We start from the raw sequence: 25,655 nt of genomic DNA, 5'->3' as shown, positions 1-25,655 counted from the left end.
CGCCCCGCGGAGACGATCCAGGGGCGTGGAACGACTGATTGGCCAGATCGCGCTGCCGAGCTCATCACCCATGCCGCAGAACGGTGGTGCCAGACAATGAGCTTGGATTGCTTGACCTCAAGCAGACTCAGTCTTTTGGGACTTGAGCAACCGTTTTTCGTTCTGTACTAGTTGCCCACACTTGCACCAATTCCCTTGATCGCAAGTACAGTTGGCCGTAAACCGATTCTTCGAAGAATAAAGCTGCGGAATCCGCGCCTCTCGCGCACGCTGATGGCATGGACGAAAGACGCACCGTGAAGGTGTCGAAGTACCTCTCGAAACACCTCCGCCACCAGCCGGAGCGCCTCGGGATCACCCTGGACCCGGGCGGCTGGGTGGAGATCGACACGTTGATCGCCGCGGCAGCCGCGCACGGCTTCCCGTTCACGCGCGAGGAACTCGACCATGTGGTGGCCATCAACGACAAGCAGCGCTTCGCCGTCGAGGGCACGAGAATCCGAGCCAGCCAGGGCCACAGCATCGAGGTCGACCTCGGGATTCCCCCGGCGACCCCGCCGCCGTACCTCTACCACGGCACCGTCGCCCGCAACCTGGACGCCATCCGGGCCGAGGGCCTCAGACCGATGAACAGGCACGACGTCCACCTCTCTGCGGACCGCGACACCGCCACCCGGGTCGGTGCCAGGCGCGGTCGCCCCGTCGTCCTCGCCGTCGACGCCGGTGCCATGCACCGGGACGGCCACGTGTTCCGCGTCAGCGCGAACGGGGTGTGGCTCACCAAGGCGGTGCCGCCCCGCTACCTGCGATTCGCTTCTTGACCGGACAGCCGCCCGCGGTGGCCACTTCCGGCCTTGGTCACAGGGGCCCGTACTCTCGAACGCATGAGTCCGCGTCTGAGCACCGTGATCCTGCCGTACCGCCGCTGGAGCGAGGGCAGCCGTTCGGCCTGGGTGCGAGCCGAGCAGCTCGGCTTCCACGCCGCGTACACCTACGACCACCTGTCCTGGCGGAGCTTCCGCGACCGCCCGTGGTTCGGCGCCATACCGACGCTGACCGCCGCCGCCGCCAGCACCGGCCGGCTGCGCCTCGGCACACTGGTCACCTCGCCGAACTTCCGGCACCCGGTGACCCTCGCCAAGGAGCTGATCTCCCTCGACGACATCTCCGGCGGCCGGATCACCCTCGGCATCGGCGCGGGCGGCACCGGCTTCGACGCCACCGCGATGGGGCAGGAGCCATGGACCCCGCGTGAGCGCGCCGACCGGTTCGCCGAGTTCGTGCCGCTGCTGGACCGGCTGCTCACCGAGGAAGCGGTGACGCACGAGGGCCGGTTCTACTCGGCGCACGAGGCGCGGAACATCCCGGGCTGTGTGCAGCGGCCCCGGTTGCCCTTCGCTGTGGCGGCCACCGGCCCGCGCGGGCTCAAGCTCGCCGCGCGGTACGGCCAGGCGTGGGTGACCACCGGCGACCCCAAGCTGTACGAGAACGGCACCCCGGAGCAGTCCGTGGCGGCCCTGCGCACCCAGATCGGCAAGCTGTCCGAGGCATGTGCCGAAGCCGGACGGGACGTGGCCGAACTGGACAAGGTGCTGCTCACCGGCTTCACCCCGGACCGCGGCCGACCGCTCGAGTCCCTCGACGCCTTCGTGGACTTCGCCGGCCGCCACCGGGATCTGGGCTTCAACGAGATCGTGATCCACTGGCCCGTTCCGGACTCCGACTTCGCCGCGGACGAGAAGGTCTTCGAGCGGATCGCCACGGAGGCACGCGCCCAGCTGGGCTGACGCACGCCGCAACCCCAGCCGTGTGTCACCCGCCCCGTGCCGCACCTGTCGTCTGTGTCTCATCTGTGCGAAGTCCTGCACGGACGTGCTGGCATATGCGTGAGAATGACCGGGTGACCTCAGCGACTCGACAGCCCTGGACCCCGGCCGCGGCTCTGCCGCCACGGCTGATCGCCACTGATCTGGACGGCACTCTGCTGCGGGACGACAAGTCGGTCTCCCCGAGGACGGTCGCCGCGCTGGCCGCCGCCGAGGAGGCGGGCATCGAGGTCTTCTTCGTCACCGGCCGCCCGGCCCGCTGGATGGACGTCGTCAGCGACCACGTCCACGGCCACGGTCTGGCGATCTGCGGCAACGGCGCCGCCGTGGTCGACCTGCACGGCGGCGCAGGCACGCACCGGTTCGTGAAGGTGCGCGAACTCGCCCGGGAGAACGCGCTGCATGCCACGCGGCTGCTGCGCGAGGCGGCGCCCGGCACGGTGTTCGCGGTCGAGCAGACCTTCGGCTTCCATCAGGAACCGGACTATCCCCATCTGCACATGGAGACACCCGACAACCTCCGGCCCGCCGAGGAACTCCTCGCGGCCGACGGTCCGGGCGCCGACCAGCCCGTCCTCAAGATCCTCGCCTACCACCCCGATCTCGACCCTGACGCGTTCCTCACCCTGGCCCGTGTCGCCGTCGGCGACCGCGCCAACGTCACCCGCTCCAGCCCCAGCGCCCTGCTGGAACTCAGCGGCCCCGGCGTCTCCAAGGCCAGCACCCTCGCGCTGTGCTGCGCCGAGCGCGGCATCTCGCAGGAGGAGGTCGTCGCCTTCGGCGACATGCCCAACGACGTCGAGATGCTGACCTGGGCCGGGCAGTCCTACGCGATGGGCAACGCGCACCCGGACGTCATCGCCGCCGCGTCGGGCCGTACCGTCGCCAACAACGAGGACGGCGTGGCGGTCGTGATCGAGCGGATGCTCGCCGAACGTACCTGACACCCGGCCAGCCGGTGCGGCGCGCCCGTTCAGCGCGCGGCACCGGCCGCCGACGCCACCTCCTCGGCCTTCGCCACCTCGTCCGGCGTCGCCCTCTCCTCGGCCTTCGCCGTCTTCTCGGCCTCTGCCTCCCGCCGTGCCATCGTCCGCAGCGGTCCGTCCACCGCGGCCAGTTCCGCGTACGGCCCCCGCTGCACCACCCGGCCCTCGTCGAGCACGATCACCTCGTCCACGGCGTCGAGCCCCGCGAGCCGATGGGTGATGAGAACCGTCGTACGGCCCTCGGTGGCGGCCAGCAGATCGGCGGTGAGCGCGTCGGCGGTCGGCAGGTCCAGGTGCTCAGCGGGCTCGTCCAGGACCAGGACGGGGAAGTCGGCGAGCAGCGCACGGGCCAGCGCGAGCCGCTGCCGCTGGCCGCCCGACAGCCGCGCCCCGTGCTCGCCGACGAGCGTGTCCAGGCCGTCGGGCAGCCCGTCCACCCAGTCCAGCAGCCGGGCCCGGGCCAGGGCCCGGCGCAGATCGGCCTCGTCGGCGTCCTTCCTGGCCAGCAGGAGGTTCTCGCGCACCGAGCTGTCGAACAGATGCGCGTCCTGGGCGCACAGACCGACGAGCCGCCGTACATCGTCACCGGCGAGGGTGTACGCGTCCACGCCGCCGAGGACGTACGAGCCCCTCTGCGGATCGAGGAACCGCAGCAGGACCTGGGCGAGGGTCGTCTTGCCGGAGCCGGAGGGCCCGACCACGGCGATCCGGCAGCCCTGCTCCAGGGTGAGGTCGATCCCGGCGAGCGCGTCCCGGTGCTGCCCGGTGTGCCGTGCGGTCAGCCCCTTGAGCACGACCGGGAACGGCGCAGCAGGCGCCTGCCGGGGCCGCTCCGGTTCGCGTACGGGCTCAGGGGAGTCCAGGACCTCGTACACGCGCTCCGCGCTGCGGCGCACCCGCTGCCGCTGGCGTACGGCGAGCGGCAGCCCGAGTACGGCCTCGAAAACGGCCAGCGGGGTCAGGACCACCACGGCCATCGCCACTCCGCCGAGCCGGCCCGCGACCACCGCCTGGGCGCCCAGCAGCGCGGTTGCGGTGACGGTCAGGCCGGAGATCAGCGCGGTCAGACCGTCACCGAGCGCGGTGACGGCGGCGGCACGCGAGGCGATCCCGGTGAGGGTGCCGTCGGCCTGCCGTGCCGCTGCGGTACGGGCGGGCAGCGCACCGGCGACTGTCAGCTCGGCGGTGCCGGTGAGCAGATCGGCCACGCGGGTCGCGAGCACACCGCGGGCGGGGGCGAGCCGCCGCTCGGTCCGTCGGGCCACGTTCGCGGTGAGCACCGGTACACCGGCGCCGGCCGCCAGCAGGCCCGCCGCGAGCGCGGCCCCCGCCTCGGGCAGGAGCCAGGCCGTGAAGCCGACGGAGACGGCGGAGACGACCAGGGCGACTCCGGCGGGCAGCAGCCAGCGCAGCCAGTAGTCCTGGAGTGCGTCCACGTCGGCGACCAGCCGGGTGAGCAGGTCCCCGCGGCGGGTGGTCCGCAGCCCGGCGGGCGCGAGCCGCTCCAGCCGCCGGTACACGGCGACCCGGGTGTCGGCCAGCATCCGCAGCACGGCGTCGTGCGACACCAGCCGCTCGGCATACCGGAAAACGGCCCGCCCGATCCCGAACGCCCGCGTCGCCGTCACGGCCAGCATCAGGTACAGCACTGGCGGCTGTTGCGAGGCCCGTGAGATGAGCCACCCGGAGGTGGCCATGAGCCCCACAGCACACCCCAGCGCCAGGCTGCCCAGCACCAGCGCCAGCAGAAGCCGCCCACGCCGGGGCCCAGCCATGCCCCGCACCCGCCCCAGCACACTCGGACGCCGCACGGCAGCCCCGCTCTCCGAGGAGCCGCCCGCCGAGCCGCTTCCCACCGAGCCGAGTGCCGCACCGCTCCCCACCGCACCGCCTGTCGGGCCACTTTCCGGTGAGCAGGGTCGGGTGGTGGGCGGACGAAGGCGGGGGTCCAGGGGGCCAAGCCCTTTGGGGGCCTCCAGCCGCACCACCCGGTCCGCAACCTCCAGCAGAGCCGGCCGGTGCACCACAAGCAGCACCGTGCGCCCCACAGCCAGCCTCCGTACCGCCGCCACGATGTCAGCCTCCGTCGCCCCGTCCAGCGCGGCCGTCGGCTCGTCCAGCAACAGCACCGGCCGGTCGGCGACAAAAGCCCGCGCGAGCGCGAGCCGCTGCCGCTGACCGGCGGAGAGACCGGCCCCGTCCTCCCCGAGGACCGTGTCGGCACCTTCGGGCAGCGCGTCCACGAACTCCAACGCGCCGGCGTCCCGCAACGCCCGGCGCACGGCGTCGTCGTCCGCATCGGGACGGGCCAGCCGCACGTTTTCCGCGATGGTGCCGGCGTACAGGTGCGGACGCTGCGGCACCCAGGCGATCCGCGACCGCCACTGATCAAGGTCGAGACCGGTGAGATCGGCTCCCCCGACACGGATCCGGCCGTCAGTGGGCCGCACGAACCCCAGAAGCGCGTGCAACAGCGTCGACTTGCCCGCCCCGCTCGGCCCGACCAGCGCGACGGTCTCGCCGGGCTCCACGGTGAAGGACACCCCGGTCACCGCGTCCTCCGAGCGCCCTGGGTAGCGAACGGTGACCTCGTCGAAGGCCACCCCGCCCGAGGGCACCGCTCCCGTCCCGGACTCCGGCACCGGAGTCTCCAGAACGCTGAAGATCTCCTCGGCGGCGGCGAGCCCCTCGGCCGCCGCGTGGAACTGTGCGCCCACCTGCCGCAGCGGCAGATAGGCCTCGGGTGCCAGCACGAGGATGACCAGGCCGACGTACAGGTCCATGTCGCCGTGTACGAGCCGCATGCCGATCGTCACGGCCACCAGCGCTACCGAGAGGGTGGCGAGCAACTCCAGGGCGAAGGAGGAGAGGAAGGCGATCCGCAGGGTCCGCATGGTGGCCCGCCGGTACTCGCCGGTGATCCGGCGGATGGACTCCGCCTGCGCCTTGGCGCGGCCGAAGACCTTCAGCGTGGGCAGCCCCGCGACCACGTCCAGGAAGTGTCCGGACAGCCGGGACAGCAGCCGCCACTGCCGGTCCGTCCGGGACTGGGTGGCCCAGCCGATCAGCATCATGAACAGGGGGATCAGCGGCAGTGTGGCAACGATGATCACCGCCGACACCCAGTCCTCGGTGACGATCCGGGCCAGCACCGCGACCGGAACGACCACCGCGAGCCCCAGCTGCGGGAGATAGCGCGAGAAGTAGTCGTCGAGGGCGTCGACCCCGCGCGTGGCCAGGGTGACCAGCGAGCCCGTTCGCTGTCCGCTCAGCCACCCCGGGCCGAGTGCCGCCGCCCGGTCGAGAAGCCGGCCGCGCAGTTCGGACTTCACCGCCGCGCTCGCCCGGTGCGCGGCGAGTTCGGTGAGCCAGGAGACCAGCGCCCGGCCGGCCGCGACCGCCGCCAACAGCAGCAGGGGAGTGCGGAGTTCACCCGCCGATCGGCCGTGCTGGAAGGCTCCGACCACCACCTCGGCGACGAGCATCGCCTGCGCGACGAGCAGCCCGGCCCCGACCGCCCCCAGGGCGACGACCGCGCCCAGAAAGAGACGGGTGGACCCGGCATAGCGGACAAGACGCGGATCGATTGGTTTCACGTGAAACACGCCCTTCGGCATGGAGAGGGTGTTTCACGTGAAACATCACGCACCATCGTGAAACACCCTCCCCGGCAAGTCAGTGCGCTGCGGCGGCATCCGGAGCGATGTGCTGCGTACCGATCCGCTTGCGGAACACCCAGTACGTCCAGCCTTGGTAGAGCAGGACGATCGGCGTGGCGATCCCTGCGCACCAGGTCATGATCTTCATGGTGTACGGGCTCGACGACGCGTTGGTGACCGTGAGGCTCCAGTCGCCGTTGAGGGTGGACGGCATGACGTTCGGGAAGAGCGACAGGAACAGCATCGCCACCGCCGCGACGATGGTGAGGCCGGACAGGGCGAACGACCATCCCTCCCGTCCCGCCTGATTGGCCACCAGCGCGGCCACCAGGGCGACGACCGCCACGATCAGGGCGACCAGGCTCTTGCCGTCGCCGCTGTCGGCCTGCGTCCACAGCAGGAAGGCGAGCGCCAGGGCCGCCGCGACGAGGCCGACCCGCAGGGCCAGCTTCCGTGCCCGCGCCCGTATGTCCCCGACCGTCTTGAGCGCGGTGAACACCGCGCCGTGGAAGGTGAAGAGCGTGAGCGTCACCAGACCGCCGAGCAGGGCGTAGGGGTTGAGCAGGTCCCCGACGTTGCCGACGTACTCGAAGTTCCGGTCGATCTTGACGCCGTGCACGATGTTCCCGAAGGCCACGCCCCACAGGAACGCCGGTATCAGCGAGGTCCAGAAGATCGCGGTCTCCCAGTTGCGCTGCCAGTCCTCCTCGGGCCGCTTCGCCCGGTACTCGAAGGCGACACCCCGGACGATCAAGCACACCAGGATGGCCAGCAGAGGCAGGTAGAAGCCGGAGAAGAGCGTGGCGTACCACTCCGGGAAGGCGGCGAAGGTCGCACCGCCCGCCGACAGCAGCCACACCTCGTTGCCGTCCCAGACGGGCCCGATGGTGTTGATCAGCACCCGCCGTTCGGGCCGGTCGCGGGCCAGCAGCTTGGTGAGGATGCCGATCCCGAAGTCGAAGCCTTCCAGGAAGAAGTAGCCGGTCCACAGGACGGCGATCAGGACGAACCAGACGTCGTGAAGTTCCATGACTGTTCCCCGGCCTAGTACGAGAAGGCCATCGGCTTGTCGGCGTCACGCATGTCGCCACCGATCTTCGTGGGTGGATTGAGGTCGGCGTCGGTCAGCACGGGCGGGCCGACCTTGACGTACTTGAGGAGGAGCTTGACCTCAACGACGGCGAGGATGGCGTACAGCGCGGTGAAGACGCTCATCGAGGTGAGGATCTCGCCCTGGGAGACGCCGGGGGAGACCGCTTGCCGGGTCTGCAGGACACCGAAGACTGCCCACGGCTGGCGGCCCATCTCGGTGAAGATCCAGCCCCAGGAGTTGGCGATCAGCGGGAAGGCCAGGGTCCAGACGGAGATCCGCCAGAACCAGGTCGTCAGCTTGGGGCTGAGTGTCTTGTTCCCGAAGAGGACCAGATGCGGCACCTCGTCCTCGCCGACACGCAGATGCTCCGGCAGCATGAACTTCTTGCGGGTCAGCCACAGCCCTGCCAGGCCGAGGGCGAAGGAGGTCATGCCGAAGCCGATCATCCAGCGGAAGCCCCAGAAGGTGACGGGGATGTTGGGCCGGTAGTCGCCGGGCCCGAACTTCTGCTGCTCGGCCCTGTTGACGTCGTTGATGCCGGGGACGTACGAGCTGAAGTCGTCGTTGGCCAGGAAGGACAGCAGGCCGGGGATCTCTATGGCGACGCTGTTGTGGCCCTTCTGCACGTCTCCGTAGGCGAAGATCGAGAAGGGCGCCGGCTTCTGGCCGTCCCAGAGCGCCTCGGCGGCTGCCATCTTCATCGGCTGCTGCTTGAACATGACCTTGCCGAGCGTGTCACCACTGACCGCGGTGAGCAGACCGGCGATGACCACGGTGACCAGACCGAGGCGCAGCGAGGTCTTCATCTCGCGCACGTGCTTCTTGCGGGACAGGTGGTACGCGGCGATGCCGACCATGAAGGCACCGCCGGTCAGGAACGCTGCCGACAGGGTGTGGAAAGCCTGACTGAGTGCGGTGTTCTGGGTCAGAACCTGCCAGAAGTCGGTCAGTTCGGCGCGGCCCTTCGCCTTGTCGATCCTGTAGCCGACGGGGTGCTGCATCCACGAGTTGGCCGCGAGGATGAAATACGCCGACAGGATCGTGCCGATCGAAACCATCCATATGCAGGCCAGGTGGATCTTCTTGGGCAGCTTGTCCCAGCCGAAGATCCACAGACCGATGAACGTGGACTCGAAGAAGAAGGCGATCAGCGCCTCGAAGGCGAGGGGGGCTCCGAAGACGTCACCGACGAACCGCGAGTAGTCCGACCAGTTCATTCCGAACTGGAACTCCTGCACGATGCCGGTGACCACCCCCATCGCGATGTTGATCAGGAAGAGCTTGCCCCAGAACTTGGTCGCTCTGAGGTACTTCTCCTTCTCCGTGCGAACCCAGGCCGTCTGCAGCCCGGCCGTGAGGGCGGCCAGCGAGATCGTTAGAGGGACGAACAGGAAGTGGTAGACGGTGGTGATGCCGAACTGCCAGCGCGCCAGTGTCTCCGGCGCCAAAGCCAAATCCACGTCGTCAGCTCCTTACTCCGCCGCAAACAGCAACGGCAGTTTGCTCCGTTTGTCATAGACATCACGGGAGCAATGAGACTTGCTTGTGAACGCGTTCACATTCACAAGCCATTATGACGCACTGATTTTCGACACTCAAAGGGGGGTCCCACCTTGGCCGCCACGTCAAGCCCTTGGCGGAGACCTCAACACATCGTTGAATTGCGCGCCATGCAGAAACGGGTCTCCTGGTCCGCGGGCAACATCACCGCGACCCTCGACGAGCAGGCACTGGCCGCAGGCCCTCACCGGGGCACTGCCCCTGACCTCCACCGCGCATCCATGGGGCGGGAAGATCTATTTCGACACCGCTGTGGCTGTTTCACGTGAAACGGACGCACGCCAGGCCGTCGAACCTGGCACCGTGGCGTTCCGGACGGATCGGCGACGCACTCGCCCTCCCGTACGGCCCTACACCCGTCTCACGAGGCGACGAATGCCACCTCGCGAGCCCGGTGGTGCAACATCCTGGGCGCCTCGACACGGACGCCCGCATCCTGGCGACCGTGCGAGACGGTGACCCCGTACGCGTGGAACCGGTGGGCGACCGCGGCTGACGGGACGACCAGACCTGACGTAACGGGCACGACCGACCGGAACTGGGACTACAGCTCCTTGTGGAACGCCTCCGCCACCTTCAGGAAGATGTCGTTCGCCTCGGTCTCCCCGACCGTCACCCGCACGCCCTCGCCCGGGAACGGCCGGACCACCACGCCGTGCTGCTCACAGGCCTGGGCGAAAGCGACCGTCTGCTCCCCCAGCCGCAGCCACACGAAGTTCGCCTGGGTCTCCGGCACGGTCCACCCCTGGGCGCGCAGCGCATCGACCACGCGGGTACGCTCGCACACCAGCGACCCCACCCGGCCCAGCAGCTCGTCCTCGGCACGCAGCGAGGCCACGGCCGCGTCCTGCGCGAACTGGCTCACCCCGAACGGCACCGCCGTCTTGCGCAGCGCCGCTGCCACCGGCTCATGAGCGATCGCGAAACCGACGCGCAGCCCGGCGAGGCCGTAGGCCTTGGAGAAGGTTCGCAGCACGCAGACGTTCGGCCGCTCCCGGTACAGCTCGACGCCGTCGGGCACCTCGGTGTCACGGATGAACTCGCGATAGGCCTCGTCCAGCACCACCAGCACATCGCTGGGCACCCGGTCGAGGAACCGTTCCAGCTCGGCCCGCCGCACCACCGTGCCGGTCGGGTTGTTCGGGTTGCACACGAAGATCAGACGCGTCCGGTCGGTGATCGCGTCCGCCATCGCGTCCAGGTCGTGCACATCGCCGGGCGTGAGCGGCACACGCACCGACCGGGCGCCACTGATCTGCGTGATGATCGGGTACGCCTCGAAGGACCGCCAGGCGTAGATCACCTCGTCACCGGGGCCACTGGTGGCCTGCAGCAGTTGCTGGGCGACCCCCACCGAGCCGGTACCGGTGGCCAGGTGCGAGACGGGGACACCGAAGCGCTCCGCGAGCTCGTTCATCAGCTCGGTGCACGCCATGTCCGGGTAGCGGTTGAAGGTGGCAGAAGCCGCGGCCACCCGCTCCAGCACACCCGGCAGCGGGGGATACGGGTTCTCGTTGGAGGACAGCTTGTAGGCCACCGGACCGCCCGTGGCAGCAGGCTTCCCGGGCTTGTAGGTGGGGATACCCTCCAGCTCTGCACGCAGCTTGGGGCTCGTCTCACTCACCGCAGTCCTCCTCGCAACTGCCGGCGGACCGTCGACGCCGCCGGCTTCCATTACTCATCACCATATGAGGATTCGGCGCGGCTGCGTACAGGTGCGAGGCAAAGCCCGTGATCCACATCGGCATCAGGGGCATCGTCAGACGAAGGCGTACGTATCGGGGGGCGCGCCCCGCATATATCTATGCGCCGGTGGCTTGCGCCCTGGCGCGCGTCACCCGTGAAGGTGAGTTGAGACCTCTTCGAAACATCGGACCCTTGGCAGGCCTATGCGGTCCGACACGCCACGTCCTACCAGGAAATCACCCAACTACCTTAACTTTCAATTGAGTTGCCGCTATATGATCATGCAGAAACGTGCCTGTCTACGCGTGCATATGCGTCCGCACTACCCCGCCACATGAGCCCTACTATCGGCTCGCCATGACAGCAGTAGGGAAGCACCAGGTGAGCCGCGCGGAAACCTCACGTCGAGGCAGTCGGCCGGGCCGGGCGGGCATCAGAGATGTGGCCGCCGCCGCCGGAGTCTCCATCACGACCGTCTCCGACGCCCTCAACGGCAAGGGGCGGCTCCCGGATGCCACCCGGCGCCATGTCCGCGAGGTCGCCGACCGGCTGGGATACCGCCCGTCGGCCGCCGCACGCACGCTCCGGACCGGCAGGTCGGGGCTGATCGGCCTGACCGTGACGACGTACGGGGATGAACCTTTCACCTTCACGGAGTTCGCGTACTTCGCCGAGATGGCACGAGCGGCCACCTCGGCGGCACTCGCCCGGGGCTACGCCCTGGTCATCCTGCCCGCGACGTCCCGGCACGACGTGTGGTCGAACGTCGCCCTCGACGGCACAGTCGTCGTCGACCCCTCGGACCAGGACCCCATGGTGAGCGAACTCGTCCAGCAGGGCCTGCCGGTCGTCTCCGACGGCCGCCCGGCCGGCTCGCTCCCGGTCACCGCCTGGGTCGACAACGACCACGAGGCAGCCGTGCTCGGCATCCTCGACCACCTCGCCGCCGCGGGCGCCCGTCGGATCGGCCTGCTCACGGGCACGACGACGGACACCTACACCCATCTGTCCACCACCGCCTACCTGCGCTGGTGCGAGCGGGTCGGCCAGGACCCGGTCTACGAGGCCTATCCGGCGCACGACCCGTGCGCGGGTGCCGTCGCCGCCGACCGGCTGCTCGCCCGCCCCGACCGGCCCGACGCCGTCTACGGCCTGTTCGATCCCAACGGCACCGACCTGCTCGCCGCAGCCCGCCGCTACGGCCTGCGCGTCCCCGACGACCTGCTGCTGGTCTGCTGCAGCGAGTCCACCGTGTACGCCAACACCGAGCCGCCGATCACCACGCTCTCCCTGAAGCCCCGCCGTATCGGCACCGCGGTGGTCCAGCTCCTCATCGACGCCATCGAGGGCGTGGAGTCGGACCAGCCGGTCGAGCAGGTGATACCGACCGAGCTGATCGTGCGGACCTCCTCCCAGCGGCGCCCACAACGCACCACGGTCAGCCCGCCGCGTACCCCGGACGAGGGGTAGCGGCGGAGCACCGCAGCACAGGCGGCGCGCGGCCGAGACACGCGGCGCGCACGGCTCGACACGCCCTGCCGTCGGACGCCCTGCCGGGCGGCCGACGGGGCCCGCAGCCGGACGGTTCCTGGCCGAAGCCCTGCCCAAACGGGGCGAAAGCCGCGGTGCACCGGAGTCTTGTTCCGATTCACCGCCCCGGGGTCATCACACGGCGCGACGCGCATTCCTATGATGGGCCCACGACACCGCGGGCCGTTCGACCAGACAGTCCGAAGCGGTGCAGATGCGGCGCGATGGTGGAGGGGTCGAATGACTCAGGGGGCCGGTCAGGGTCCGGAGGCGGAGCGGACAGCGACGTTGCGCGACTTCCGGGTGCCCGCTTACGTCCACGAGACCGGTCCGTACGTGGACGCCGTCCACCCTGGGAACACCGACGCGCCCACCGAGGAGGCGTACCCCGACGGCTACACGCCCACCCAGCGCGACCTGCCCGTCATCAACCGCGGTGACACACTCCAGGTCTCCGTCGACCCGGCCCCCACCGCCGCCCCTGCGCCGCAGCCGGCGACCGGCCAGGGCCCCCTGTACGTCGTCGGGGACGTCCACGGCTACCTCAACGAACTGGTGGCGGCCCTGCAGGACAAAGGGCTGATCGACGCCTCGGGCCAGTGGTGCGCGGGCACCACCCGGCTGTGGTTCCTCGGCGACTTCACCGACCGCGGCCCAGACGGCATCGGCGTCATCGACCTGGTGATGCGCCTGTCCGCCGAGGCAGCCGCGGCCGGCGGCTACTGCAAGGCCCTCATGGGCAACCACGAGCTGCTGCTGCTCGGCGCCAAGCGGTTCGGCGACACGCCCGTCAACTCCGGTGCGGGCACCGCCACCTTCCAGGCGGCCTGGTTGCTCAACGGCGGCCAGAAGACGGACATGGACCGCCTCCAGGACCACCACCTGCAGTGGATGGCGCGCCTGGACGCCGTCGAGGAGGTCGACGGCTATCTGCTGCTGCACTCCGACACCACCGCCTACCTCGACTACGGCGACTCGATCGAGGCGGTCAACGACACCGTCCGAGAGACGCTCACGCGCAACGACGCGGACGAGTGCTGGGACCTGTTCCGCAAGTTCACCAAGCGCTTCTCCTTCCGGGACGAGGGCGGCGCCGACGCCGTACGCTCCCTCCTCGATACGTACGGCGGCACCCGCGTCGTTCACGGCCACAGCCCCATTCCCTACCTGCTCGGCGAAGTCGGCTCCGAGGACGGCGAGGAGGGCACCGGCCCCGTCGTCGAGGGACCGCACGTCTACGCCGACGGGCTCGCCATCGCCATGGACGGCGGAGTGACCATGGCCGGAAAACTGCTGGTCGAGCAACTTCCGCAGGACACCTGACCGTTCAGCGGGCGGGTGTTCAGCGGCAACTGCGCACAGGCCTGTGACTCAATTTCCGGCAATCCCCTGTCACCGCGCGCCGTCACGGCTCTACCATCGGCTTATCCGTAGCAGGCTCCCCTCCGTTTCTGCCCGACGGCTCGCCGGCGTGCGAGCCCCAAGCCCTACGGAGCATCGGGGGATGCACATGAACAGCGTTCCGCAGCACCTGCTGAGCGAGGACCGCCAGGAATTCGAGCGGATCCTCGATGAGGCGCTGCGCTCCGCACCACACCGTCCGGAACTGGCCGCTGTCGGACAGCGGCTCAACGCCGAACAACTGCGCACCATGGCGCTCAGCGCCACCGCGCTCATCACGGCCGCCGCGGCGACCGAGTACCACCACTACGTGAAGGTCCGCGAGGAACTGCGCCACCCGGCACCGTCCGTCTCCCGGGTCACCGACGCCTCCGGCGCCGCAGAACCGGCTTCGGACGGGACGGACCTCGCCGACACCCTCGCAGAAACCGCCGAGGGCGCCGAGAGCACCGGCGCGGGCGCCGTCGCGGTGATTGCCGTGCTGGCCCCCGTCCTCGCCGGAACCGCTGCGACGATCTTCCTGCTCGTCGGGTACATCCTGAAGATGCTCGCCCCTCGGCAGACCTTCGCCCGGACCATGCTCACCGCCGGCTGGGTGTTCGGTGCCATGACCGCGGCCTCGGTCCTCCTCGCAGCCGTCGGACTGCTGCTCACCGCACTGCGCAACAACGCCTCGGCGGACAGCGAGAGCCACGACGCGGCGGCCGAGAAGATAGCCAGGGCCAGAGAGGCGTGGCGGGACGCCCTGCTGGAGCGCGGCATCATGCCGTTCCTGAGGGACGCGCTCGCCCAGCCCGGCGCGGCGGCCCTGCACCACACGGCCCGCCCCGCCCCGCCCGGCCGGATACCGCGCCTGGGCTACGACCGCCCCGGTTTCAGCAGCCCGGACGACGGCGCCGGGTCCGGCCGGCCGAGCTTCACCAGCCCCGACTACACCAGCCCGGACTTCGGTGGCCCGGAGCACCAGCCGGAATAGCCGGCTCGCCACGGCCTGTCGGCCGACCGACGCATCAGTCGCCGGCCCAGCTGTGTCCGGCCGACGCCGTCACCCGGGCACAGCCACCCTTCGACGCCCGCGTCAGCCGGCCGTCAGCCGACCGCCAGTCGGCCGTCGATCAGCCGTCAGTCGGCCAGGGGCAGATAGACCCGGTTGCCCGACGCGGCGAACTCCTGGGACTTCTGAGCCATGCCCGCCTCGATCTCGGCCTGGCTGCCGCCGTGTTCGCGGCGAATGTCCTGCGAGATCTTCATCGAGCAGAACTTCGGCCCGCACATCGAGCAGAAGTGGGCCGTCTTGGCGGGCTCGGCCGGCAGGGTCTCGTCGTGGAACTCCCGTGCCGTGTCCGGGTCCAGTGCGAGGTTGAACTGGTCCTCCCACCGGAACTCGAAGCGGGCGTCGGACAGTGCGTCGTCCCACGCCTGCGCATCCGGGTGCCCCTTGGCGAGATCGGCCGCGTGGGCGGCGATCTTGTAGGTGATGACGCCGGTCTTGACGTCGTCACGGTTGGGCAGGCCCAAGTGCTCCTTGGGCGTGACGTAGCAGAGCATCGCCGTACCCCACCAAGCGATCATCGCGGCACCGATGCCGGAGGTGATGTGGTCGTACGCCGGCGCGATGTCCGTGGTCAGCGGGCCGAGCGTATAGAACGGAGCTTCATCACAGATCTCCTGCTGAAGGTCGATGTTCTCCTTGATCTTGTGCATCGGGACGTGACCGGGGCCCTCGATCATCGTCTGCACATGGAAACGCCTCGCGATCCGGTTGAGTTCCCCGAGGGTGCGCAGCTCCGCGAACTGCGCCGCGTCGTTGGCGTCCGCGATCGAGCCCGGCCGGAGGCCGTCACCGAGCGAGTACGTGACGTCGTAGGCGGCGAGGATCTCGCACAGTTCCTCGAAGTTCTCGTACAGGAACGATTCCTTGTGGTGCGCCAGACACCAGGCAGCCATGATCGAGCCGCCGCGCGAGACGATGCCGGTCTTACGGTTGGCGGTGAGCGGCACGTACGGCAGCCGGACGCCCGCGTGGACCGTCATGTAGTCCACGCCCTGCTCGGCCTGCTCGATCACGGTGTCCTTGTAGATCTCCCAGGTCAGCTCCTCGGCCTTGCCGTCGACCTTTTCCAGGGCCTGGTAGAGCGGCACCGTGCCGATGGGTACGGGCGAGTTGCGCAGCACCCACTCGCGGGTGGTGTGGATGTTGCGGCCGGTGGAGAGGTCCATGACCGTGTCGGCGCCCCAGCGGGTCGCCCAGGTCATCTTCTCGACCTCCTCCTCGATGGAGGAAGTCACCGCGGAGTTGCCGATGTTGGCGTTGACCTTCACCAGGAACCGCTTGCCGATGATCATCGGCTCGATCTCCGGATGGTTGACATTGGCCGGCAGCACCGCGCGGCCTGCCGCGATCTCCTCCCGGACCACCTCGGGCGAGACGTTCTCCCGGACGGCCACGAACTCCATCTCAGGCGTGATCTCGCCCCGTCGCGCATATGCGAGCTGCGTGACCGCCTCGCCGGGACGGCCGCGCCGCGGCTGGCGCGGGCGTCCGGGGAAGACGGCGTCGAGGTTGCGCAGCCCTCCGCGCGGCGCGGTGTGCTTGATCCCGTCGTCCTCCGGACGGACGGGCCGGCCCGCGTACTCCTCGGTGTCGCCGCGGGCGATGATCCAGTTCTCCCGCAGCGGCGGAAGTCCCCTACGAACGTCGGTGTCGGTGAGTGGATCGGTGTACGGGCCTGATGTGTCGTACAGCGTGACCGACTGCCCGTTGGTGAGGTGCACCTGACGAACCGGCACGCGCAGATCAGGGCGGGAGCCCTCGATGTACGCCTTGTGCCAGCCGATGGACTTCCCGGCCTCCCCGTTCGACGACCCGTTCGTCGCGTTCTGCGTGGAGGCAGGCGTGCGTGCGTCCTTGTTGGTCATGAGACCTACTCCCTACGCCGGCATTACCCGGTAACAGGTTCGGCGGTCGACGCAGCGGTTTCCGTCAGTCGCTGGTTCCCCGTGAAGCCTCGGTAGGTTCCACGTGAAACATCGCGAATACGGAGGTCAGCGCCCTCTCAGCCCGGTGCTCCGAGCTCCCGCGTGTGCAAAGGTGCCTCCACGCTAGCGGCAATCCGGGAGCGGTGAACAGAGGGGGCCCGGTGTTCCCGCGAAGATCGGGCGGGCGCATGTCGCGGCGGCACCCGGCGGGAACGGCGAATCGCCCTGCAGAACCGTTCCTGCATCATTCCGTGCTGCACGGCGGAGCGCTGGCGCCCTGTGCCATGACGCTTCAGCCGGCGCTCTGTTCCTCCGCCAGGATGCGGTCCAGGGCCTCGTCCAGGTGGGCGTCGAAATCGGCGAGCGCACCCTCCTGACCGAGCGGCACGAGCTTGTCCGTACGGTCGAGGAAGGCCACGAGCGGAGGCGTCGAGGAGCGGAACAGCGCGTGGTCGGCACCGACCTGAAGCCTGATCAGCACCTCGCCCAGAGCCTCCGTATCGGCTGGGGCGATATGCACGTCTCCCTCACCGCACGGCCGGCCGACGCCGTCGATCAGCAGTTCACGGCCGAAGGCCCAGGTCACCGGAGCATCGCCGGGCAGGTGGAAGGTGAGCCGCACGGCATAGGGATCACTGGCCTCGTAGTGCAACTCCACCGGAATCCGGAATGAGAGCTCCTCGGACACGAGAAAGCTCATCATGACCTCTGCCTGTACGGACTCGCGCATCGCCTATCCCGTCATATGACATCAACTGGCCGGGATTGATCCCTTTGGCCATCCCCAAATCTTGCTGAATGCACACAGGAGATCACAAGGAGTGAGTTTTCACATACTGATAGAGAGGGCGAGTGTTCCCAGATGTCGCCCGATCTCGGTCTGCAGCCGCTGTGCCGCGGGCAACAGCCGGTCGGCCTCGTGCACCGGCAGCGAGATGGCCATGGTCGCCGCCGTCGTCCCGACCGTGATCGGCACCGCCGCACAGACCGTCCCGAGCGCGTACTCCTGCCGCTCCACCACCGGCCCCATGCGCGGCACACGGGCCAGCCGCCGCAGCAGGGTGTGGTTGTCATGCACGGTGTACGGCGTGACGGCCTGCACGGGGTGACGGGCGAGGTGATCTCGGCGCGCCTCCTCGTCCAGCTGGGAGAGCAGGCACTGCCCGACGGCATGCGCATGACCCGTCTCACGGAAGTCGGCCCACTCCTCGACGGCCGGGGTCTGCCGTGAGTCGGAGACGCACATGACCTCGATCTCACCGTCGCGGTACAGGGCGTAGTACATCGGGGCACCGATGCGATCGCGCCAGTGCGCAAGCATGTCGGCCACCGTGCTGCGACGTTTCTGCTGGGCACTGCTGCTGCTCAGCCGTTCTGCCGCGTCACCGAGGAAGAACAACCCCTTCTCACGGCGCAGATAGCCCTCGTGCACGAGGGTGCGCAGCAGGTGGTAGGCCGTGGGCAGGGCGAGGCCGGTCTCGCGGGCCAGTTGCTTGGCGGGGGCGCCGTACTCGTGCCGGGCCACGGTCTCCATCAGGCGCATCGCGCGCTGGACGGAACCGATGAGGGTCGCGCCCGGGGGCGGTTCCGGGAGGCCCGAGGAGCGCGGTTGTCCGGGGACGGCCGGGCTTGGCGGTCGGCGGACGGGGGGTGGGCAGGAACGCGGCGGGGGTGCGTGGGGTCCTGCGGGTGCGGTGTCAACCGTGGCCAAGGGGTCACTCCCGAAGCGGAGGGTCAGCCCGTGCGAGTAAGAGCACGGTGGGGTGGCGCCGCCCACGAGGCCGAACCCCGTGGGGAGGTTCCGGACTCTAACCGTCCACCACCGCGTGCAGACGGCCTCGGGGGAAACTTCCCTCGCCCGAGGGAACGGGGGCTACCCGTTACGGGCACCGGCTCCGCAGCGTTTGCTCACCAGTCGCTGCGCGACGAGGAGTTCGACAGGAACTTGCGCACGATGTAGATCAGTCCGCCGACCAGGGCGACGAAGATCAGTGCCTTGAAGAGCAGGCCGATCACGAAGCCGACCACGGTCGCTATCAGGCTGCCGAACACGACCAAGGCGATGACCGGCACCGCAACCCACTTCACCCACCACGGAAGTCCCGCGAAGATCTCTCGCATTGCCTCGTCCTTTGCGTCGTGTGCGTCGTAGGTGTTCCGCACTGTCTGCACTCGATGCTAGGGCTGCAAGGGGGCCCTGCGGGGCTCTCGCGTCCCTTGTCCTCCCCTGACCCTTCCCCTAGGGAACCCCGAGGACCGGGCTCAGGCCTCAGGCGGAGAGAAGACGACCAGAACCCTCAGATCCTCACTGATGTGGTGGAACTTGTGGGCCACCCCGGCCGGCACATAGACCACGCTGCCCCGGGCCACCTGGGTGGTCTCCAGACCGACCGTGAGCGACGCCCGGCCGCTGACGACGACGTACACCTCGTCCTGGTTGTGCGGCTTCTGCGGGTCGTGCTCGCCCGCGTTCAGCGCGTACAGGCCGACCGACATGTTCCGCTCCCGCAGAAACTGCAGGTAGGCGCCCTCGTTCGCGGCGCGCTCCGCCTCCAGTTCATCCAGCCGGAATGCCTTCATCACCGTTGCCGACCTCGTCTCAGTGCTCGCTTCTCACCGGTCTGCCACGATCAGACACATGAAGAATTTCGCAGTCAAGACGATTGCCAACGCGGGCGCCCTGGCGGTCGCCGTATGGCTGCTCGACAAGATCACCCTTACCGGTGACAACACAGGCAAGAAGGCCGTCACACTGATACTGGTGGCACTGGTCTTCGGCGTCGTGAACGCCGTGGTCAAGCCGATCGTGAAGGTGCTCACCTTCCCGCTGTTCATCCTGACCCTGGGGCTGATCACCCTGGTCGTCAACGCACTGATGCTGCTGCTGACGTCCTGGGTGTGCGGCAAGCTCCACCTGGGCTTCCACGTGGAGGGCTTCTGGACCGCCGTCCTCGGCGGACTGATCATCTCGGTGGTGTCGTGGGCGCTGCACGTCCTCCTGCCCGACGAGGACTGAGCACACGATGAGCTACCGCGTCTGTTTCGTGTGCACCGGCAACATCTGCCGCTCCCCGATGGCCGAGTCCGTCTTCCGCTCGCGCGTTGCGGAGGCCGGACTGGAGGATCTGGTCGAGGTCGACAGCGCCGGCACCGGCGGCTGGCACGAAGGCGAGGCCGCCGATCCGCGCACCGTCTCGGTCCTCGACGAGCACGGCTACGCCACCGCGCACATCGCCCGCCAGTTCCAGCCGGCCTGGTTCGCCCGCCTCGACCTGGTGCTAGCGCTCGACGCCGGGCACCTCAAGGCCCTGCGCCGCCTCGCGCCCACCGATGAGGACGCGCGCAAGGTCCGTCTGCTGCGCTCCTACGACCCCTCGGCAGGCGACGACGGGCTCGACGTGCCGGACCCGTACTACGGGGGCCGTGACGGCTTCGAGGAGTGCCTTGAGATGGTGGAGGCGGCGAGCACCGGTCTGCTCGCCGCGGTACGGGAACAGGTGGAAGGACGGGCCGCATGAGCGACGCCAAGGAGAACGCGGGCCGCGTCGGCGACGGCACGCGCGCCGTACGGGCGGGACTGCCCGAGCCGGTCAAGCACGAGCCGACGCTGCCCGGACCGGTCTTCGCCGCCCACTTCCACCTGCCCGGCGAGGTGACGGGGCCGTACTCCTACGGCCGTGACGACAACCCGACCTGGACGTTGCTGGAGAACGCCATCGGCGAGCTGGAGGCGCCCGGGCAGGACGATGTCGAGACGCTGGTGTTCGCCTCCGGCATGGCGGCGATCTCCTCTGTGCTGTTCTCACAGCTGCGCGCCGGAGACGCGGTCGTCCTGCCCTCCGACGGCTATCAGGTGCTGCCGCTGGTCGGCGCCCAGCTGCAGGCGTACGGCATCGAGGTGCGCACCGCGCCCACCGGCCAGGACGCCCAGCTGGAGGTCCTCGAGGGGGCACGGCTGCTGTGGATCGAGTCCCCGTCGAACCCGGGGCTGGACGTGTGCGACATCCGGCGCCTGGTAGAGGCGGCACACGCACGTGGCGCCCTGGTGGCTGTCGACAACACGCTCGCCACACCACTCGGGCAGCGCCCGCTGGAGCTGGGCGCCGACTTCTCCGTGGCCAGCGGCACCAAGCAGCTCACGGGTCACGGGGACGTCCTGCTGGGCTACGTCGCCGGCCGCGCGGGTGAAGCGATGACGGCCGTACGCCGCTGGCGCAAGATCGTGGGGGCGATCTCCGGGCCCATGGAGGCCTGGCTGGCGCACCGCTCGATCGCCACGCTCCAGCTGCGCGTGGACCGGCAGAACGCCACCGCCCGCGTTCTCGCCGAGGCCCTGCGGGAACGTCCCGAGGTGTCCGGCCTGCGCTATCCGGGCCTGTCTGACGACCCTTCGCACGCGATCGCCTCGCGGCAGATGCGCCGCTATGGGTGCGTCGTCTCCTTCACACTGCCCACGCGCGCACGTGCCGAGCGTTTCCTGCAGGCACTGCGCCTGGTGGAGGACGCGACAAGCTTCGGCGGGGTGCGCTCCACGGCCGAACGGCGCCGTCGCTGGGGCGGGGACGCGGTCCCGGAGGGCTTCATCCGCATGTCCGTCGGTGCGGAGGACCCGGAGGACCTGGTGGCCGACGTACTGCGCGCCCTGGACGAGTCCGCCGAGTGACGAGACGGCGCACCCGCGCCCGCGCCGACGCCCGGCGGACCTTGGAGAACCCGGGCGTCGGCGAGGTCCACGAGTCGCTGCTTCTTCCCCGGCCATTCACCCCACGTGCTGGTGCGACTGCGGTTTTGCCATGTTTCACGTGGAACCAGCGGGGCCACATTTCTCCCATGACCGTCCGACCCGTGGTCAAGCGCACCGCCCGTGCCGTTCTCCTGGACGGCGACGACCTGATTCTGATCAAGCGGACCAAGCCCGGCGTCGATCCCTACTGGGTCACTCCCGGTGGCGGAGTCGAACCCGAGGACCCGACCGTCGTGCACGCCCTGCACCGTGAGGTGTACGAGGAACTCGGCGCCAAGATCACCGATGTGGTGCCGTGCTTCGTGGACACGGTGGAACACATCGGCGAAGACGGCGGCGCGACCGGCGTGAAGGTGCAGCACTTCTTCGTCTGCCGGCTGGAGTCCATGGACCCGTCGCTGCGCCACGGCCCCGAAGTGGACGAGCCGACCGGTGAGTACGAGATCGTCCGCATTCCGTTCACCCGCGTCGGCATCGCCTCCGTCCACCTCGTCCCCCTGTCGCTGCGTCACTACCTGGACGGCAACATCGAGGGCGTACGCGCCATGCACGCTCCCGACCTCGGCTAGGACCAGAGACTCCGCCTGGTCCGGGACCTGGCGGCGCACGATCCGCAGGGACCGGGTGAAGGACAGGCGGTCAGGGTCCAGGCCCTCGCACAGGGCGCTCTGGTGCATCAGCTGCCGGACGGCGTGGTGCACCAGGAGGAAGCCATAGATCTGCTGTTCCGGTGAATCTTGATTCTCGTCCAGCGTGGTCTCATCGCTGGCCATAGAGCGCCACGTCCGCGGCCCAGGTTCTTGCAAGTGTCGACGAACACGGGGGTTGCCGATCTGCCCGGTGGCGGTGAGCAGCGCCTTCAGCGGCCGGCCGGTCGCGCCGGGTGTCCATCGCCGCCGGGAACAGGGACCGCAGGCCGGGCCGGCGGACCATGAGGAGTGCGTAGAAACACACGAGGTGACCTTGTCAGCGGCGGGGGCGGTCTCGGCCATGGCCCGGCGAATGAGCATCGCGTCGGGAGAGGCCTCCTCGCCCAGCGGCGCGACCCGCTGGGCGAGGACACAGTGCGGCGCTGAAACCCGCACGGGCTCAGGTGCGGGAGCGGCCCCCGTCGGGCCGCCGGAGCGCGGCGGCAGGGCCGATGTCACCTTGCGCGGCGTGCACCAGCCGCCCCCGCCCCACACTCAGGCTGCGTGCCCTGCTCCCCCCCCCAGACACGAGGTCCCCTCTTGCCCCGTTGCAGAGAAAGCGAAGGGACGAACCGCGAGTTCCCTCAACTAAGGTTTTTCTGAGGCGAGTTCATAGGCATCCCAGAGATCACGTCCCGTATAGGCATGCGTCGCGAGTCCGGCCAGATGCCCGTCCGCATTGACCGCCACGGAAACCGGTACGACAGCGAACAGGTCCTTGTCCGACATGGAGTCGCCATACGCGACACAGTCGGCGCGCGTCACACCGAACTCTTCGCACAGCCGGTCCGCGATGGTCACCTTGGCCGCGGCGCTGAGCACTCCGGCGGGGTCCACGGGTTCGGTGAACGGAACGGCGGGGAAACGCGACCCGAAGGCTGCATGTGCGCCCCAGTCGAGAAGTCGTTCCACGAAGAACGAGGGCGACAGGGACACCACCGCGCAATACTCGCCCGACCGTCTTATCTCCGCCCATACTTCGCGGATCCGAGCCAGCCAGGGAGCCGCCTCGAACGCGGCGCTCACATGCTCCTCGGTCAGGTCCGCCCACAGGTCATACACCAGCGTCGCGTACTCCGGGGGCCCTATCTTCCCCGCCGCTATCGCCCGGTCCAGTGCCACCGTCTCCGCCTCCCTGCCCAACTGGCGGGAAATCTCCACCGGAGCGGTCGTGCCGTGCAGCAACGTGCCGTCGAGGTCGAAGAGATGAAGTCTCGTCATGGGCCCGAGGCTAGGGCGCAGCCGTGTTTCACGTGAAACGCTCGCAGTTGCCCATGACCTGTGAGAACGGCCACGACATGACCAAAAGCACCTGCGTCTGTGGCGAAACAGGTGGACGCCGGGGGTGCCGTTCGGACAGCCTGGCCTGCGTGCCGACTCCTTCCCTCGCTCACCTGCCCATTCGCCGCCTGACGCTCCGCGATCTCACCGCCTGCGCCGACTTGTCCGAGGACCGGAGGTGGCCGCGCGAGGAGCACAAGTGGGGCTTCCTCCTCAGCGCCGGCAAGGGTTACGGCATCGACGATCCCGACGGCGGCCTTGTCGCCGCATGCGTGGTCACGGAGTACGGCACCTGGGGACGGCCGGAACTCGGCGCGATCGGCATGGTCCTGGTGGCCGAACGACACGCCCGCCAGGGCGTCGGACGACGCTTGATGCGGCACGTCGTGGCGGCCATGGGAACCACTCCGCTCACCCTGCATGCCACGCCCAACGGGCGACCGCTCTACGAAGAGCTGGGCTTCAAGGTCACCGGCCGGGCGGAGATGCTGATCGGGCACTTCACTACTGCGGGCCCGCAGTCCGGGGTCGCGACACGCGCCGCCACCGCGGAGGATCTCTCCTCGATCCTCCGCCTCGACGAGGAGGTGTTCGGCGCCGACCGGACACCCCTCATCGCCCGGCTGCCCGCATTCGCCGACCGGCTGCACGTGGCCGAGGACGGCGGCCGGCTCGTCGGGTACGCCGCCGCGTGGCCCAACATGGACACCCACGTCGTCGGTCCGCTGATCGCCCGTGACACGGAGACCGCCAAGGCCCTCATCACCTCGCTCGCCGCACATACGGACCGCCCGCTGCGCACCGACATCGACGTACGCCACGAGGAACTGCTGACCTGGGTCAAGGAGCGGGGCCTGGCATCCGTGGCCTTCAACTCGGTCATGACCTATGGCATCACCGACCTGCCGGGCGACTGGACGCGGCGGTTCGCGCCACTGACGGTTGCGGCGGGCTGAGCAGCCGTGCCCTCGAGAGGGCTCAGTGGTGGACGGGCGTCCGCTGACCGGTGCCGCCGGAGGCCACCACGGTGCTGGGCGTGCCCTCCCGGCGCTCCAGAGCGGCCGAGAGGACGGCGAGGAGCAGAGCGGTGGCGGCCAGGGCGGCACCGACCCAGTTCGGGGCGGTGTAGCCGAAACCGGCCGCGATGACGATGCCGCCGAGCCAGGCGGAGAGGGCGTTGCCCAGGTTGAAGGCGCCGATGTTCACGGCCGAGGCGAGTGTCGGGGCACCGTGCGCCTGGTCGAGGACGCGCTTCTGCAGCGGGGGGACGGTCGCGAAGCCGAGGGCACCGATCAACGCGATGGTGACGGCCGCCGCGATCTTGTTGTGCGCGGTGAGTGTGAAAAGCGCGAGGACGACGGCCAGAGCGCCCAAGGACACGTACAGCATCGGCATCAGGGCCCGGTCAGCGAACTTGCCGCCGACGAGGTTGCCGCCGACCATGCCGAGACCGAACAGGACCAGCAGCCAGGTGACCGAGCCATCGGCGAAGCCGGCGACGTGCGTCATCATCGGCGCTACGTAGGTGATGGCCGCGAAGACGCCGCCGAAGCCGAGGACGGTCATCGCCATGGCAAGCAGGACCTGGGTGTTCTTGAAGGCGGCCAGTTCATGGCGCAGGTGCACGCCCTGCGGCCGGGGCACCTCCGGCACCAGTCTGGCGATGCCGGCAAGGCCGGCGACGCCGAGGGCTGCGACGATGCCGAAGGTGACGCGCCAGCCGACGGTCTGCCCGATGAGCGTGCCCAGCGGGACGCCGACGACGTTGGCGACGGTCAGTCCCGTGAACATCGTCGCGATGGCTCCGGCCTTCTTGTCCGGGGCCACCAACTCGGCCGCGACGACCGAGCCGATGCCGAAGAAGGCGCCGTGGGCGAGGGAGGCGACCACCCGTCCGATCAGCATGGTCGCAAAGGTGGGGGCCACGGCGGAGAGCAGGTTTCCCGCGATGAACAGGCCCATCAGCAGCATCAGCATCCGCTTGCGCGGGACCTTGGTGCCTAGCACGGTCATCAGCGGGGCGCCGATCACCACGCCCAGGGCATAGCCGGTCACGAGGAGACCTGCGGTGGGGATGGACACGCCGAAGTCACCCGCGACCTCGGGCAGCAAGCCCATGATCACGAACTCGGTCGTGCCGATGCCGAAGGCCCCGATCGCGAGGGCCAGAAGCGCGAGAGGCATGGGGGTACACCTTCCCAGATGATTGCATAAGCTCGTT

At 69.3% G+C, this 25,655-nt stretch carries 22 protein-coding genes, 1 pseudogene and 1 riboswitch; of the genes and pseudogenes, 12 read left to right on the top strand and 11 right to left on the bottom strand.

The annotated features are described in order from the left end of the window. Positions 1–278 precede the first annotated feature (278 nt). From K7G59_RS10975 to K7G59_RS10965, 3 genes are all read left to right on the top strand, one after another. The gene (locus K7G59_RS10975) at positions 279–821 is read left to right on the top strand and encodes an RNA 2'-phosphotransferase (protein WP_225832805.1); all 543 of its coding nucleotides are present in this window, start codon (positions 279–281) and stop codon (positions 819–821) included. 63 nt (positions 822–884) lie between these two features. Continuing rightward, on the top strand, positions 885–1,787 hold the full coding sequence (locus K7G59_RS10970; protein WP_225832802.1) for an LLM class flavin-dependent oxidoreductase: 903 nt from the start codon (positions 885–887) through the stop codon (positions 1,785–1,787). Positions 1,788–1,882: 95 nt separating this feature from the next. Then, entirely contained in the window at positions 1,883–2,770 is an 888-nt protein-coding gene (locus K7G59_RS10965) for a Cof-type HAD-IIB family hydrolase (protein WP_225832800.1), read from the top strand. 29 nt (positions 2,771–2,799) lie between these two features. Here the strand turns inward: K7G59_RS10965 and cydD are convergent, their stop codons facing one another. From cydD to K7G59_RS10950, 3 genes are all read right to left on the bottom strand, one after another. Then, entirely contained in the window at positions 2,800–6,408 is a 3,609-nt protein-coding gene (gene cydD / locus K7G59_RS10960) for a thiol reductant ABC exporter subunit CydD (protein WP_225832797.1), read from the bottom strand. Between the two features lie 79 nt (positions 6,409–6,487). Beyond that, entirely contained in the window at positions 6,488–7,501 is a 1,014-nt protein-coding gene (cydB, locus tag K7G59_RS10955) for a cytochrome d ubiquinol oxidase subunit II (protein WP_225832795.1), read from the bottom strand. Between the two features lie 14 nt (positions 7,502–7,515). After that, positions 7,516–9,024, bottom strand: coding sequence for a cytochrome ubiquinol oxidase subunit I (locus K7G59_RS10950; protein ID WP_225832792.1), 1,509 nt, complete (start codon positions 9,022–9,024; stop codon positions 7,516–7,518). Between the two features lie 210 nt (positions 9,025–9,234). Between K7G59_RS10950 and K7G59_RS35290 the strand changes: the two are divergent. Continuing rightward, positions 9,235–9,620: pseudogene (locus K7G59_RS35290) on the top strand (cyclophilin-like family protein). A 48-nt stretch (positions 9,621–9,668) separates the two neighbouring features. Here K7G59_RS35290 and hisC read toward each other — a convergent pair. Next, positions 9,669–10,748, bottom strand: a complete 1,080-nt coding sequence (hisC, locus tag K7G59_RS10940; RefSeq protein WP_225832790.1) for a histidinol-phosphate transaminase — start codon at positions 10,746–10,748, stop codon at positions 9,669–9,671. Positions 10,749–11,167: 419 nt separating this feature from the next. On the opposite strand from hisC, the gene K7G59_RS10935 reads away from it, so the two are divergent. From K7G59_RS10935 to K7G59_RS10925, 3 genes are all read left to right on the top strand, one after another. Then, positions 11,168–12,280: a LacI family DNA-binding transcriptional regulator gene (locus K7G59_RS10935; protein ID WP_225832787.1), complete on the top strand. Its 1,113-nt coding sequence runs from the start codon at positions 11,168–11,170 to the stop codon at positions 12,278–12,280. Between the two features lie 300 nt (positions 12,281–12,580). Continuing rightward, the gene (locus K7G59_RS10930) at positions 12,581–13,663 is read left to right on the top strand and encodes a metallophosphoesterase (RefSeq protein ID WP_225832785.1); all 1,083 of its coding nucleotides are present in this window, start codon (positions 12,581–12,583) and stop codon (positions 13,661–13,663) included. Positions 13,664–13,844: 181 nt separating this feature from the next. Then, positions 13,845–14,717 (top strand): hypothetical protein, encoded by an 873-nt coding sequence (locus K7G59_RS10925; protein ID WP_225832782.1) that lies wholly within the window; start codon positions 13,845–13,847, stop codon positions 14,715–14,717. Positions 14,718–14,863: 146 nt separating this feature from the next. Here K7G59_RS10925 and thiC read toward each other — a convergent pair whose 3' ends face one another. From thiC to K7G59_RS10900, 5 genes are all read right to left on the bottom strand, one after another. After that, positions 14,864–16,660: a phosphomethylpyrimidine synthase ThiC gene (gene thiC / locus K7G59_RS10920; protein WP_225832779.1), complete on the bottom strand. Its 1,797-nt coding sequence runs from the start codon at positions 16,658–16,660 to the stop codon at positions 14,864–14,866. Beyond that, positions 16,653–16,832, bottom strand: a riboswitch (TPP riboswitch). Its footprint overlaps the gene before it by 8 nt. A gap of 180 nt (positions 16,833–17,012) precedes the next feature. Next, positions 17,013–17,450, bottom strand: coding sequence for an SsgA family sporulation/cell division regulator (locus tag K7G59_RS10915; protein ID WP_225832776.1), 438 nt, complete (start codon positions 17,448–17,450; stop codon positions 17,013–17,015). Positions 17,451–17,549: 99 nt separating this feature from the next. Further along, positions 17,550–18,431, bottom strand: a complete 882-nt coding sequence (locus K7G59_RS10910) for an IclR family transcriptional regulator (protein ID WP_263976127.1) — start codon at positions 18,429–18,431, stop codon at positions 17,550–17,552. A gap of 197 nt (positions 18,432–18,628) precedes the next feature. Beyond that, complete coding sequence (locus K7G59_RS10905; protein WP_225832772.1) at positions 18,629–18,841, bottom strand: DUF5326 family protein; 213 nt, start codon at positions 18,839–18,841, stop codon at positions 18,629–18,631. Positions 18,842–18,982: 141 nt separating this feature from the next. After that, the gene (locus K7G59_RS10900) at positions 18,983–19,300 is read right to left on the bottom strand and encodes a cupin domain-containing protein (RefSeq protein WP_225832770.1); all 318 of its coding nucleotides are present in this window, start codon (positions 19,298–19,300) and stop codon (positions 18,983–18,985) included. A 58-nt stretch (positions 19,301–19,358) separates the two neighbouring features. On the opposite strand from K7G59_RS10900, the gene K7G59_RS10895 reads away from it, so the two are divergent. The 4 genes from K7G59_RS10895 (at position 19,359) to K7G59_RS10880 (ending at position 22,033) form a co-directional block, all read left to right on the top strand. Beyond that, entirely contained in the window at positions 19,359–19,736 is a 378-nt protein-coding gene (locus K7G59_RS10895; RefSeq protein ID WP_225832767.1) for a phage holin family protein, read from the top strand. A 7-nt stretch (positions 19,737–19,743) separates the two neighbouring features. Continuing rightward, positions 19,744–20,238, top strand: coding sequence for a low molecular weight protein-tyrosine-phosphatase (locus K7G59_RS10890; RefSeq protein ID WP_225832765.1), 495 nt, complete (start codon positions 19,744–19,746; stop codon positions 20,236–20,238). Beyond that, complete coding sequence (locus tag K7G59_RS10885; RefSeq protein ID WP_225832763.1) at positions 20,235–21,383, top strand: cystathionine gamma-lyase; 1,149 nt, start codon at positions 20,235–20,237, stop codon at positions 21,381–21,383. The genes K7G59_RS10890 and K7G59_RS10885 overlap by 4 nt, the downstream gene beginning before the upstream one ends. Before the next feature lie 167 nt (positions 21,384–21,550). Continuing rightward, entirely contained in the window at positions 21,551–22,033 is a 483-nt protein-coding gene (locus tag K7G59_RS10880; RefSeq protein WP_225832760.1) for an NUDIX domain-containing protein, read from the top strand. A gap of 708 nt (positions 22,034–22,741) precedes the next feature. Here the strand turns inward: K7G59_RS10880 and K7G59_RS10865 are convergent. Then, positions 22,742–23,374, bottom strand: coding sequence for an HAD family phosphatase (locus K7G59_RS10865; RefSeq protein ID WP_225832758.1), 633 nt, complete (start codon positions 23,372–23,374; stop codon positions 22,742–22,744). 149 nt (positions 23,375–23,523) lie between these two features. Here K7G59_RS10865 and K7G59_RS10860 point away from each other — a divergent pair, with 149 nt between their 5' ends. Beyond that, positions 23,524–24,390, top strand: a complete 867-nt coding sequence (locus K7G59_RS10860; RefSeq protein WP_225832755.1) for a GNAT family N-acetyltransferase — start codon at positions 23,524–23,526, stop codon at positions 24,388–24,390. A gap of 22 nt (positions 24,391–24,412) precedes the next feature. On the opposite strand, the gene K7G59_RS10855 is transcribed toward K7G59_RS10860, so the two are convergent. Then, positions 24,413–25,618: an MFS transporter gene (locus tag K7G59_RS10855; protein WP_225832752.1), complete on the bottom strand. Its 1,206-nt coding sequence runs from the start codon at positions 25,616–25,618 to the stop codon at positions 24,413–24,415. Between the last annotated feature and the right edge of the window lie 37 nt (positions 25,619–25,655).

The sequence above is a fragment of the Streptomyces sp. NK08204 genome (assembly GCF_020400585.1).
Lineage (GTDB): Bacteria > Actinomycetota > Actinomycetes > Streptomycetales > Streptomycetaceae > Streptomyces.
This window is presented reverse-complemented; position numbering and strand designations above follow the sequence as displayed.